This is a genomic window from Variovorax sp. TBS-050B, assembly GCF_029893635.1.
In the GTDB taxonomy this organism is placed as follows: Bacteria; Pseudomonadota; Gammaproteobacteria; order Burkholderiales; family Burkholderiaceae_C; genus Variovorax.
This window is the reverse complement of record NZ_JARXYR010000002.1, coordinates 2,652,363-2,665,307: the sequence shown is the minus strand read 5'-3', so window position 1 is coordinate 2,665,307 and position 12,945 is coordinate 2,652,363. Positions and strand designations below refer to the sequence as shown.

Below are 12,945 nucleotides of genomic sequence, written 5' to 3'. Positions count from 1 at the left end.
ACATGCCGCCATCGCCGCGATGGCGGCGCACCGTTCAACACAGCGAGGCACGCATGGATTTGAGCTTCACGCCCGAGGAACAGAAGTTCCGCGAAGAGATTCGCGCATGGGTCAAGGACAACCTTCCCAAGGAGATTTCGCACAAGGTGCACAACGCGCTCGAACTGACGCGCGAAGACCTGCAGGGCTGGGCCAAGATCCTCGGCAAGAAGGGCTGGCTCGGCTACGGCTGGCCCAAGGAATTCGGCGGGCCGGGCTGGACCGCCATCCAGCGCCACCTGTTCGAGGAAGAGACTGCGCTGGCCGGCGCGCCGCGCATCGTGCCCTTCGGCCCGGTGATGGTGGCGCCCGTCATCATGGCCTTCGGCAACGCCGAGCAGCAGAAGCGCTTCCTGCCCGGCATCGCGAGCGGCGAAGTCTGGTGGAGCCAGGGCTACAGCGAACCCGGTTCGGGCTCCGACCTCGCGTCGGTCAAGACGAAGGCCGAGCGCAAGGGCGACAAGTACATCGTCAACGGCCAGAAGACCTGGACCACGCTCGGCCAGTACGGCGACTGGATGTTCAACCTCGTGCGCACCAGCAACGAGGGCAAGCCGCAGACCGGCATCAGCTTCCTGCTGCTCGACATGAAGTCGCCCGGCGTGACGGTGCGGCCGATCAAGCTGCTCGACGGCAGCCACGAGGTCAACGAGGTGTTCTTCGATAACGTCGAGGTGCCGGCCGAGAACCTGATCGGCGAGGAGAACAAGGGCTGGACCTACGCCAAGCACCTGCTCTCGCACGAGCGCACCAACATCGCCGACGTGAACCGCGCCAAGCGCGAGCTCGAGCGCCTGAAGCGCATCGCCAAGAGCGAGGGCGTCTACGACGACATGCGCTTCCGCGACGAGATCGCCAAGCTCGAGGTCGACGTCGTCGCGCTCGAGATGATGGTGCTGCGCGTGCTCTCGGCCGCCACCTCGGGCAAGAACTCGCTCGACGTCGCGGGCCTGCTCAAGATCCGCGGCAGCGAGATCCAGCAGCGCTACAGCGAACTCATGATGCTCGCGGGCGGCGCCTATTCGCTGCCGCTGATCCGCGAAGCGATGGCGGCCGGCTGGCAGGGCGACTTCCCCGGCGGCAACCCCGCCCTCGCGCCGCTCGCATCGACCTTCTTCAACATGCGCAAGACCACGATCTACGGCGGCTCGAACGAAGTTCAACGCAACATCGTCGCGCAGACCGTTCTCGGCTGAAGCCCTAGAACGGACTGCGCTGCGCGCTGAATGTTTGGCTCCCCCAAGCCCCCTCCAAGAGGGGGCTCCAGCAAGGCTAACGCAAGGATTCAAAATGGATTTTGATTTTTCCGACGACCAGGAACAGCTGCGCGACGCCGTCCGCAAGTGGGTCGACAAGGGCTACGACTTCGAGCGCCGCCGCGGCATCGAGGCCAAGGGCGGCTTCTCGCGCGAGGCCTGGGACGAACTGGCCGAGCTGGGCCTCGGCGGCCTCTACATCCCCGAGGACGAAGGCGGCCTCGGCATGGGCCCCGTGGCCGGCATGGTGGTGATGGAGGAACTGGGCCGGGGCATCGTGCTCGAGCCTTTCGCGCAGACGCTGATCGCGGGTGCGGTGCTCGGCGCCCACGCCGGCGAGGAGCTCAAGGACAACTGGCTGCCCCGCATCGCCGGCGGCCAGGCCATCGTGGTGCTCGCCCACCAGGAGCGCAAGGCGCGCTGGCGGCTCGACGTCTGCGAGGCGAAGGCCGTGAAGAGCGGCAGCGGCTGGTCGCTGACCGGCGCCAAGAGCGTGGTGCCGGTCGGCGACGAAGCCGACGCCTACATCGTGCCCGCACAGGCCGACGGTCGGATCGCCCTGTTCCTGGTCGAGCGCAGTGCGAGCGGCGTCGAGGCGCGCGGCTACGGCACGCAGGACGGCAGCCGCGCCGCCGAGGTGGTGTTCGACAAGGCCGATGCCGCGCTGATCACCGCCGACGGGCTGGCCGCGCTCGAATACGCGGTCGACGTCGGCATTGCGGCCACCTGCGCCGAAGCCGTCGGCGTGATGGACAAGACGGTGGCGCTCACGGTCGACTACATGAACCAGCGCAAGCAGTTCGGCGTCGCGATCGCCAGCTTCCAGGCGCTGCGCCACCGCGTCGCCGACATGAAGATGCAGCTCGAGCTCGCGCGCTCGATGAGCTACTACGCCACGCTCAAGCTCGACGCGCCGGCCGACGAACGCCGCCAGGCCATGGCGCGCGCCAAGTACCAGCTCGGCGTGTCGATGCGCTTCGTCGGCGCCAACTCGGTGCAGCTGCACGGCGGCATCGGCGTCACCGACGAATACATCGGCAGCCACTACTTCCGCAAGCTCACGCAGCTGGAAATGACCTTCGGCGACACCCTGCACCACCTGGGCGAGGTCTCCGCGCGCATGCAGGACACCGCCGGCGTGTTTGCCTGACGGTGCTTTTCCCATAGCATCCAACGCCCGCCCGCCTCGTGCCGGCGGGCGTTTTGACTTGCACTTCGCCAGGAAAGACACATGCACACCCGCCGCTCCCTTCTTCTTGCCACCGGGCTCGCTGCCACCGCCATGCTGACCGCCTGCGCCACTTCGCCATCGCCCTCCTTCGCCGAACGCCCGCCGATCGTCTTCATGCATGGCAACGGCGACTCGGCCGCGCTGTGGCAGACGACGATCTGGCGCTTCGAATCGAACGGCTGGCCGCGCGAGCGGCTGTTCGCGCTCGACCAGCCGTACCCGCTCGCGCGCGACGACGATGCGGTCGCGCAGCCGGGCCGCAGTTCGACCACCGACTCGGCCGTCTTCCTCAAGGCCCAGGTCGAGCGGGTGCTGAAGGCCACGGGCGCCGACAAGGTGGTGCTGATCGGCAACTCGCGCGGCGGCAACACCATCCGCAACTACGTGCAGAACGGCGGCGGCGCGGCGGTGGTCAGCCATGTGGTGCTCGGCGGCAATCCGGCGCACGGCATCTGGGCCGTCAAGGGCCTGCGCGAGAACAACGAGTTCTCGGGCCTTTCCGGCTTCATGCAGCAGCTCAATGCGCCCAAGGGACCGAACGGCGAAGAGGTGACGCCGGGCGTGAAGTGGCTCACGCTGCGTTCCGACAACAACGACAAGTACGCCCAGCCCGACGGCCTCTGGATCGGCTCGCCGGGCCAGCCGACGAACATCGGCTACGACGGACCGGCGCTCAAGGGCGCGACCAACCTCGTGCTGCCGGGTGTCGACCACCGCGAGACCTCGTTCTCGCCCGCTGCGTTCGCGGCCACCTGGCAGTTCCTGACCGGCGCGGCGCCGCGCAGCACGGCCATCGCCCCCGAGGCCCAGGTCGTGCTCGACGGCCGCGCGATCGGCGCGGAGAACCTCGCGCTGAACGGCGGCAAGGTGACGGTCTACGCCGTCGATCCCGCGACCGGGGCGCGGCGCGGCGAAGCCGTGCATGGCAAGAACATCGGCGCCGACGGCCGCTGGGGCCCGTTCGCGGCGCGCGGCGACACGGCCTACGAGTTCGTGCTCAGCGCGGCCGGCTACGGCACCACCCACATCTACCGCAGCCCGTTCCCGCGCAGCAGCGCCATCGTGAACCTGCGCCCCGAGCGCCTCACGCCGGCCGACGCCAGCGCCAAGGCGGTGGTGGTCTTCACGCGGCCGCGCGGGTACTTCGACGCGCAGCGCGACACCATGCGCTTCGACGGCCAGAGTCCGCCGGCCGGCGTTCCGCCGCGGGGTTCGGGCGTGTCGAGCTCCCGGCTGCGGCTGCCCGCCGCCGAGCCCCAGCGCGCGGTGACCGGCGAGTTCAACGGCGAACGCATCACCGGCCTGACATGGCCCGCCGCGCAGGAGCATGTGACGGTGCTCGAACTGACCTACTGAGGAGGCTTTCGCATGACCGACGACACCGCTGCTGCGCCGCCCTGGGTTCTGCACTCGCGCGACGCGCGCGGCGTGGTCACGCTCACGCTGAACCGCCCGGCCTCGTTCAACGCGCTGTCCGAAGGCATGCTCGGCGCGCTCGAGCAGGCCATCGGCGCCATCGCGGCCGACGACACCGTGCGCGCGGTGGTCATCGCCGGTGCCGGCAAGGCCTTCTGCGCCGGCCACGACCTGAAGGAAATGCGCGCCGAGCCCTCGCTCGGGTACTACCAGCGGCTCTTCGAGCGCTGCGGCGCCATGATGCTGTCGCTGCAGCGCCTGCCGGTGCCGGTGGTCGCGCGGGTGCACGGCATCGCGACCGCGGCGGGCTGCCAGCTGGTGGCGGTGTGCGATCTTGCCGTGGCTTCGAGCGACGCCCGCTTCGCCGTCAGCGGCGTCAACGTCGGGCTGTTCTGCGCCACGCCCAGCGTCACGCTGTCGCGCAACCTCGGCCGCAAGCAAGCCTTCGAGATGCTCGTGACCGGCGAATTCATCGGCGCCGACGAAGCGCGCGAGAAGGGGCTGATCAACCGCGTGGCGGCGCCCGAGGCGCTCGACGCCGCCGTCGAGGCGCTGGTGGCCAGCATCGTCGCCAAGCCGCGCCAGGCGCTGGCGCTCGGCAAGGCGCTCTTCTACCGGCAGCTCGAGACCGGCATCGAAGCCGCGCTGGCCGACGCCAGCCGGACCATGGCCTGCAACATGATGGACGAGAGCGCGCTCGAAGGCGTTCAGGCCTTCATCGAGAAGCGCCCGCCCGACTGGAAGCGCTGATCAGCCGTCGTGCAGTCGCGAACTCTGCGGCAGGTGCGCCATCAGGAACTCCATCTGGTCCGCGAGGATGCGGCGATTGCGCAGGATGAAGTCTTCCCACAGGCTGGGCACGTAGGGCGCGTAGAGCAGCGGCATGTTCGCCTGCTCGGGCGTGCGGCTGCTCTTGCGATGGTTGCAGGGCTTGCAGGCCGTGACCACGTTCATCCAGTTGTCGAGCCCGCGCTGGGCGAACGGGATGATGTGCTCGCGGGTGAGCTCGTCCTCGTGGAAATGGCCGCCGCAATAGGCGCAGATGTTGCGGTCGCGCGCGAACAGCTTGCTGTTGGTGAGGCCCGGGCGCTGGTGGAAGGGGTTGATGCGCGGCACGCCCTTGGTGCCGATGATGCTGTTGATCGCGATCTGCGACTGTTCGCCCGTGATGGCGTTGTGCCCGCCACGGAACACAGCGACCTGCGCGCCCACCTCCCAGCGGACTTCGTCCGCCGCATAGTGGATGACCGCCTGCTCGAGCGATATCCATGACTGGGGCAGCCCTTGGGCCGACAGCTTCAAGACCTTCACCACACGCCTCCTCTGAAAGGGAAGAAACACGGAAAGACCAGGGACACGGAGCGCATCGGCGACCACCGCAGCCAACGCACTGAGTCACAATATACCGGCTTTGTGACAAAACGGCCTGATCCGCCCATTCGACGGGCAAAAGGCGCTATCAAAAAGATAATCGACGATGCAGGTTTTCCGCGGCTTCCGGCACCCGGGCGTGGCTCCGGCCTGCGCCCTCACCATCGGCAATTTCGACGGCGTGCACCGTGGCCACCAGGCCATGCTCGCGCTCCTGCAGACCGAGGCGCGCCAGCGCGGCCTGCCGAGCTGCGTCCTGACCTTCGAGCCGCATCCGCGCGACTATTTCGCCGCGCTCACCAAAAAACCCGAACTGGCCCCGGCCCGCATCGGCACCCTGCGCGACAAGCTCAGCGAACTCGCGGCCTGCGGCGTTTCGCAGACCATCGTGCTGCCTTTCGACCAGCGGCTGGCCTCGCAGGCGCCCGAGGCCTTCATCCAGAACGTGCTGATCGACGGCCTGGGCGCGCGCTACGTGCTCGTGGGCGACGACTTCCGCTTCGGCGCCAAGCGCGCGGGCGACTACGCGATGCTCGATGCCGCCGGCGACGCGCACGGCTTCGACGTGGCGCGCATGAACAGCTACGAAGTGCACGGACTGCGCGTTTCCAGCTCCGCCGTGCGCGAGGCGCTGGCCGAAGGCCGCATGGCCGACGCCCACACGCTGCTTGGGCGCCCCTACGCGATCTCGGGCCACGTGGTGCACGGCCGCAAGCTCGGCCGCGCGCTCGGCGCCTCGGCGCCGGGCAAGGACGACGGCTTCCGCACCCTCAACATGCGCTTCAAGCACTGGAAGCCGGCCGCCAGCGGCATCTTCGCGGTGCTGGTGCACGGCCTCGCGGACCGGCCGCTGCCGGGCGTGGCCAACCTCGGCGTGCGCCCCTCGCTCGACGCCAACGACGTCAACGGGGGCCGGGTGCTGCTCGAGACGCACTGCCTCGAGTGGCCCTCCCATCTGGGCGCCGAAGGGGCCTACGGTAAAATCGTCCGCGTGGAACTGCTGCACAAACTGCACGACGAATTGCGCTACACCAGCCTCGAGGCCCTGACTGCGGGCATCGCGAAGGATGGGCGCGACGCACGCGCATTCTTCGCATCGACCCACGCCGAAACCCATCGCCAGACCACGCGCGATCGAATTTAGCCCTGCACGCACCGTGCTGCCGCCCTTGGACAAGCTCAGGGCGAACGGCTTTTCTTCCGCACCGACCGCTTCGTGCAGTTCGGGCTGAGCCTGTCGAAGCCCCCTGTTTCGCACCCCAACATGTCTGACGCTGCCGCCCCCTCCCCCACCGACTACCGCGCCACCCTCAACCTGCCCGACACCCCCTTCCCGATGCGCGGCGACCTGCCCAAGCGCGAGCCGGGCTGGGTCAAGGAATGGAACGACGAGGGCCGCTACCACCGCCTGCGCGACGCCCGCCACGGCGCGCCCAAGTTCATCCTGCACGACGGCCCGCCCTACGCCAACGGCCAGATCCACATGGGTCACGCGGTGAACAAGATCCTCAAGGACATGATCACCAAGGCGCGCCAGCTCGAAGGCTACGACGCGCTCTACGTGCCGGGCTGGGACTGCCACGGCCTGCCGATCGAGAACGCCATCGAGAAGCAGTTCGGCCGCAACCTGAGCCGTGACGAGATGCAGGCCAAGAGCCGCGCCTACGCCACCGAGCAGATCGCGCAGCAGATGGCCGACTTCCAGCGCCTGGGCGTGCTGGGCGAATGGGACCATCCCTACAAGACCATGGACTTCGCCAACGAGGCCGGCGAGCTGCGCGCGTTCAAGCGCGTGATCGAGCGCGGCTTCGTCTACCGCGGCCTCAAGCCCGTGTACTGGTGCTTCGACTGCGGCTCGTCGCTGGCCGAGTTCGAGATCGAGTACGCCGACAAGAAGAGCCAGACGCTCGACGTGGCCTTCAAGGCGCACGAGCGCGAGAAGGTGCTGGCCGCCTTCGGCCGGCCCGACGTGCTCGGCGACGTCTTCGCCGTGATCTGGACCACCACCGCCTGGACCATCCCCGCCAACCAGGCGATCAACCTCAACCCCGAGCTGGAGTATTCGCTGGTCGACACCGAGCGCGGCCTGCTGATCCTCGCCAACTCGCTGGTCGAGATGTGCATGACGCGCTACGCGCTCGACGGCAAGGTGCTGGCCACGGTCAAGGGCGAGAAGCTCGGCGGGCTGGAATTCGAGCATCCGCTCTACGACGTGGACGCGGGCTACCGCCGCGTGGCGCCGGTGTACCTGGCCGACTACGCCACCGCCACCGACGGCACGGGCCTGGTGCATTCCTCGCCCGCCTACGGCCTGGAGGACTTCAACTCCTGCATCGCCCACGGCATCCGCTACGACGACATCCTGAACCCGGTGCAGGGCAACGGCAGCTATGCGCCCGAGTTCCCGCTCTTCGGCGGGCAGAACATCTGGAAGGCGGTGCCGGTCATCATCGCCGCGCTGCGCGATGCGAACCGCCTGCTCACCACCGAGACCATCACCCACAGCTATCCGCACTGCTGGCGCCACAAGACGCCGGTGATCTACCGCGCGGCCGCCCAGTGGTTCATCCGCATGGACGAGGGCGAGGGCGTGTTCACCAAGGACAAGGCGCCCAAGACGCTGCGCCAGACCGCACTCGAAGCGATCGAGCAGACCAGCTTCTACCCCGAGAACGGCAAGGCGCGCCTGCACGACATGATCGCCAACCGGCCCGACTGGTGCATCTCGCGCCAGCGCAGCTGGGGCGTGCCGATCCCCTTCTTCCTGCACAAGGACTCGGGCGAGCTGCATCCGCGCACGATGGAGATCCTCGACCAGGCCGCCGACATCGTCGAGCAGGGCGGCATCGAGGCCTGGAGCCGCGTCACGGTCGAAGAGATCCTCGGCGCCGAGGACGCGCCGCACTACACCAAGAGCACCGACATCCTCGAGGTGTGGTTCGACTCGGGCTCGACCTTCTACCACGTGCTGCGCGGCACGCACCCCAGCGTGCACCACGAGACCGGCCCCGAGGCCGACCTCTACCTCGAGGGCCACGACCAGCACCGCGGCTGGTTCCACTCGTCGCTGCTGCTCGCCTGCGCGCTCGAAGACCGCGCACCGTACAAGGGCCTGCTGACGCACGGCTTCACGGTCGATGCCAAGGGCATCAAGATGAGCAAGTCGCTCAAGAACGGCATCGACCCGCAGGAGATCTCGAGCAAGCTCGGCGCCGAGATCATCCGCCTCTGGGTGGCCGCGAGCGACTACTCGGGCGACATCGCGGGCGACGACAAGATCCTCGCGCGCGTGGTCGACTCGTACCGCCGCATCCGCAACACGCTGCGCTTCCTGCTCGCGAACACCAGCGACTTCGACATCGCGAAGGACGCGGTGCCGCTTTCGGAGCTGTTCGAGATCGACCGCTACGCGCTCGCGCGCGCGGCGCAGTTCCAGGCCGAGATCCTCGCGCACTACAAGGTGTACGAGTTCCATCCGGTGGTGGCCAAGCTGCAGATCTACTGCTCGGAAGACCTGGGCGGCTTCTACCTCGACATCCTGAAGGACCGCCTCTACACCACGGCCCCGGGCTCGCGCGCGCGCCGCAGCGCCCAGACCGCGCTCTGGCACATCGCGCAGGCGATGCTGCGCTGGATGGCGCCGTTCCTGAGCTTCACGGCGGAGGAAGCGTGGAAGTTCGTCGGCACCGGCCAGCCGGGCGAATCGATCTTCGCGCAGACCTACAGCCGCTTCGACGCGCCCGACGAGGCGCTGCTCGCCAAGTGGGCCCGCATCCGCGAGATCCGCGACGGGGTCAACAAGGACATCGAGGCGGTGCGTGCCGAGGGCAAGGTGGGCTCGTCGCTGCAGGCGAACCTGAAACTCAGCGCACCGGCCGACGACTTCGCGCTCCTGGGTTCGCTCGGCGAGGACCTGAAGTTCGTCTTCATCACCTCCGCGATCGAACTCGCAGCGGGCGATGCGCTGTCGACGGTGGTGGTCCCGAGCACCGCGCAGAAATGCGAGCGCTGCTGGCACTACCGTGACGACGTCGGCCACGACCCGGCGCATCCGACCATCTGCGGCCGTTGCACGAGCAACCTGTTCGGCGCCGGCGAGCCGCGGAGCCTTGCCTGATGGCGGCCGCACGCACCATGACCGCATCGCGCTCGCGCAACGCCAGCATCTGGCCCTGGCTCGCGCTGGCCGCGATCATCCTGATCATCGACCAGTTCACCAAGACGCTGATCCTCGGCTACTACAAGCTCGGTGACGCCACCTACGTCACGAGCTTCTTCAACGTGGTCCGCGCCCACAACACCGGCGCGGCGTTCTCGTTCCTGGCCGACCACTCGGGGTGGCAGCGCTGGTTCTTCACGGCGATCGGACTCGCCGCCGCGGTGTTCATCGTGTGGATGCTCAGGTCGCACGCGGGGCAGAAGCTGTTCTCGTTCGCCATGGCCTGCATCCTGGGCGGTGCGATCGGCAACGTGATCGACCGGATGATGCACGGCTACGTGGTCGACTTCCTGAGCTTCCACTGGAACAACTGGTACTTCCCGGCCTTCAACGCGGCCGACAGCGCGATCACGCTCGGCGCCATCTGCCTGATCCTCGACGAGATCCGGCGCGTGCGGCGCACCAGGTAGCGCCTTTCCACCCAGAGGGTTTCTCCCCTCTTTCTCGGCCTGTCACAGGGGGGTCATACTGCGACGGTGAAATGTAATCGATTACATAGCACCGACGCACGATGAGCATCCAAGCCGTTGCAGCCAAAGCCGGGGTATCCGTGGCCACCGTGTCGCGGGCCTTCAACTTCCCGGACAAGGTCACGCCCGCCACGCGCGAGCTGGTGACGCGCGTGGCGCGCGAGCTCGACTACCTGCCGAACGCCAGCGCGCGCACCCTGCGCACCCAGCGCAGCCGCGCGCTCGGCGTGGTGCTGCCCACGCTGCTGAACCCGACCTTCGCCGAATGCCTGCAGGGCATCGCGCGTGCGGCCGTGGCGGGCGGCTACGCCATCCTCCCGGTCACCACCGGCTACCAGCTCGACGAGGAGGAGCGCGCGGTCCAGCTGCTGCAGGCCGGCAACGTCGACGGGATGATCCTCGTGGTCTCGAACCCCTCGACCTCGGCCGCGCTCGCGCGGCTGCGCGATGCCGGCACGCCCTATGTGCTGGCCTACAACAGGCATGCCGACCATCCCTGCGTCACCGTCGACGGCGAGGCCGCGGTGGCCGACGCGGTGGCGCGGCTCATGCTGCTCGGCCATCGCCGCATCGCGATGGTGAGCGGCACGCTGGCCGCTTCCGACCGCGCCCAGCAGCGCTACCGCGGCTACCGGCGCGGCATGGCCGATGCCGGGCTCAAGGCGCTGCCGCTGATCGAGGTGCCCTTCGTTGAAAGCGCGATCGAGGCACTCGCGCAGGTGCTGAAGGCGCACGACCGGCCCACCGCGCTCGTCTGCTCGAACGACCTGCTGGCCATCCGCAGCATCCGCGCCGCGCACCTCGGCGGCCTGCACGTGCCGCGCGACCTCAGCGTGGTCGGCTTCGACGGCATCGCGCTCGGCGAAGACCTCACGCCCGCCCTGAGCACGATCGCGCAGCCCAACAGCGACATCGGCCGCCACAGCGTCGAGCTGCTGGTCCAGGCCATGGCGCGCGGCGCCGTGCTCGATGCCGGCGCGAGCCTGCTGCTGCCCCACCACTTCCGAGACGGCGAGTCCTGCGCCGCCGCGGCCTGATCCCCCGCTTTCTTCCCGCTGTCATCCAACCAAGGAGTTCTCGCATGTCGCGCTTCCCCTTCTCCCGCATCGCCCGCCTGGGCCTGATCGCCGCCACGCTCGCCGCCGGCAGCGTGATGGCCCAGACCGCCATCTGCTACAACTGCCCGACCGAATGGGCCGACTGGGGCACCCAGCTCAAGGCCATCAAGGCCAGGACCGGCGTCACCGTGCCGGCCGACAACAAGAACTCGGGCCAGTCGCTCGCGCAGCTGGTCGCCGAGAAGGCCAGCCCGGTGGCCGACGTCACCTACCTCGGCGTGACCTTCGCGGTGCAGGCGCAGAAGGACGGCGTGGTCGAGCCCTACAAACCCGCCGCGTGGAAGGACATCCCCGACGGCCTCAAGGACCCGGCCGGCCACTGGTTCACCATCCACTCGGGCACGCTCGGCTTCATGGTCAACGTCGACGCGCTCAAGGGCAAGCCCGTGCCGAAGTCCTGGGCCGACCTGCTCAAGCCCGAGTACAAGGGCCTGATCGGCTACCTCGATCCCGCCTCGGCCTTCGTCGGCTACGTGGGCGCGGTGGCCATCAACGAGGCCCGCGGCGGCACGCTCGACAACTTCGGCCCCGCCATCGAGTACTTCAAGGCGCTGCAGAAGAACGAGCCGATCGTGCCCAAGCAGACCTCGTACGCGCGCGTGCTCTCGGGCGAGATCGCGATCCTGCTGGACTACGACTTCAATGCCTACCGCGCCAAGTACAAGGACAAGGCCAACGTCGCCTTCGTGATTCCGAGCGAAGGCACGCTGGCCGTGCCCTACGTGATGAGCCTGGTCGCCAAGGCGCCGCATGCGGCCGAGGGCAAGAAGGTGCTCGACTTCGTGCTGTCCGACGAAGGCCAGGCGATCTGGGCCAAGGCCTACCTGCGGCCGGTGCGCGCCAGCGCGATGCCGAAGGACGTGGAGGCGCAGTTCCTGCCCGCGAGCGAATACGCGCGCGCCAAGAGCGTCGACTACGCGCGCATGGCCGAAGCCCAGCGCGCTTTCTCCGACCGCTACCTGAAGGAAGTGCGCTGACCCGCGCCATGGCTTCCGCGTCCTCCGCCTCGAACCCGCGCTGGCGCCTGCTGGCCTGCGCGGCACCGGCCGCGGCGTTCTTCGCGGCCTTCTGGCTGCTGCCGGTGGCGCGGCTGCTCGCGCTGCCGGCCGACAAGGGCCTGGCCACCTACTTCGCGGTGCTGACCGATGCGCGCTACCTGCAGAGCATGCTCAACACGGTGGCGCTGTCGGTGGCGGTGACGCTCGCGACGCTGGTGATCGGCGCGGCCGTGGGCATCTACCTCGCGCGCCATGCCTTCGCGGGCCGGCGCATGCTGCTGTCGCTGCTGACGCTGCCGCTCTCGTTCCCCGGCGTGATCATCGGCTTCTTCGTGATCCTGCTCGGCGGGCGGCAGGGCGTGGTGGCCGACCTCGGCGACAGCCTGTTCGGCCAGCGCATCACCTTCGCCTACGGCCTCGCCGGGCTGTTCCTGGCCTACCTGTACTTCTCGCTGCCGCGCGCCATCGCCACCTATGCGGCGGCCGCGGAGGCGATGAACCTGCAGCTCGAGGAAGCGGCGCGCTCGCTCGGCGCCTCGCGCCTGCGCGTGGCGCGCGACGTGTGGCTGCCCGAGCTCGCGCCCACCACGCTGGCCTGCGGCGCGATCCTGTTCGCGACCTCGATGGGGGCCTTCGGCACGGCCTTCACGCTGGCGAGCAAGTTCGAGGTGATCCCGATCACCATCTACAACGAGTTCACCAACTACGCCAACTTCGCACTCGCCGCATCGCTCTCGATCGCGCTCGGTGTCGTGACCTGGCTGGTGCTGTTCGTCGCGCGACGCTTCGGCGCGAACCCCGTCGCGCGCTGAACCGGGAAAGGACCA

At 68.6% G+C, this 12,945-nt stretch carries 11 protein-coding genes; 10 read left to right on the top strand and 1 reads right to left on the bottom strand.

Annotated features, from left to right (window positions below):
* The first annotated feature begins 53 nt into the window (after positions 1-53).
* The 4 genes from M2165_RS15355 (at position 54) to M2165_RS15340 (ending at position 4,692) form a co-directional block, all read left to right on the top strand.
* Positions 54-1,235: an acyl-CoA dehydrogenase family protein gene (locus tag M2165_RS15355; protein ID WP_280815470.1), complete on the top strand. Its 1,182-nt coding sequence runs from the start codon at positions 54-56 to the stop codon at positions 1,233-1,235.
* Between the two features lie 94 nt (positions 1,236-1,329).
* Positions 1,330-2,445 carry an acyl-CoA dehydrogenase family protein gene (locus M2165_RS15350; RefSeq protein WP_280815469.1) on the top strand — a complete coding sequence of 372 codons (1,116 nt, stop codon included), beginning with the start codon at positions 1,330-1,332 and terminating at the stop codon, positions 2,443-2,445.
* A gap of 81 nt (positions 2,446-2,526) precedes the next feature.
* The gene (locus M2165_RS15345; RefSeq protein ID WP_280815468.1) at positions 2,527-3,882 is read left to right on the top strand and encodes an alpha/beta fold hydrolase; all 1,356 of its coding nucleotides are present in this window, start codon (positions 2,527-2,529) and stop codon (positions 3,880-3,882) included.
* A 12-nt stretch (positions 3,883-3,894) separates the two neighbouring features.
* Positions 3,895-4,692, top strand: a complete 798-nt coding sequence (locus M2165_RS15340) for an enoyl-CoA hydratase (RefSeq protein ID WP_280815467.1) — start codon at positions 3,895-3,897, stop codon at positions 4,690-4,692.
* Here M2165_RS15340 and M2165_RS15335 read toward each other — a convergent pair whose 3' ends face one another.
* Positions 4,693-5,253 (bottom strand): HNH endonuclease, encoded by a 561-nt coding sequence (locus M2165_RS15335; RefSeq protein ID WP_280815466.1) that lies wholly within the window; start codon positions 5,251-5,253, stop codon positions 4,693-4,695. It abuts the gene before it with no gap.
* A gap of 166 nt (positions 5,254-5,419) precedes the next feature.
* On the opposite strand from M2165_RS15335, the gene M2165_RS15330 reads away from it, so the two are divergent.
* The 6 genes from M2165_RS15330 (at position 5,420) to M2165_RS15305 (ending at position 12,930) form a co-directional block, all read left to right on the top strand.
* Positions 5,420-6,457, top strand: a complete 1,038-nt coding sequence (locus tag M2165_RS15330) for a bifunctional riboflavin kinase/FAD synthetase (RefSeq protein WP_280815465.1) — start codon at positions 5,420-5,422, stop codon at positions 6,455-6,457.
* 120 nt (positions 6,458-6,577) lie between these two features.
* Entirely contained in the window at positions 6,578-9,430 is a 2,853-nt protein-coding gene (gene ileS / locus M2165_RS15325; protein WP_280815464.1) for an isoleucine--tRNA ligase, read from the top strand.
* Entirely contained in the window at positions 9,430-9,942 is a 513-nt protein-coding gene (gene lspA, locus M2165_RS15320) for a signal peptidase II (protein ID WP_280815463.1), read from the top strand. Before ileS ends, lspA begins: the two co-directional genes overlap by 1 nt.
* Positions 9,943-10,043: 101 nt before the next feature.
* Positions 10,044-11,039, top strand: coding sequence for a LacI family DNA-binding transcriptional regulator (locus M2165_RS15315; protein WP_280815462.1), 996 nt, complete (start codon positions 10,044-10,046; stop codon positions 11,037-11,039).
* 44 nt (positions 11,040-11,083) lie between these two features.
* Positions 11,084-12,097: an ABC transporter substrate-binding protein gene (locus tag M2165_RS15310; protein WP_280815461.1), complete on the top strand. Its 1,014-nt coding sequence runs from the start codon at positions 11,084-11,086 to the stop codon at positions 12,095-12,097.
* 8 nt (positions 12,098-12,105) lie between these two features.
* On the top strand, positions 12,106-12,930 hold the full coding sequence (locus M2165_RS15305; protein ID WP_280815460.1) for an ABC transporter permease subunit: 825 nt from the start codon (positions 12,106-12,108) through the stop codon (positions 12,928-12,930).
* Positions 12,931-12,945: the final 15 nt, after the last annotated feature.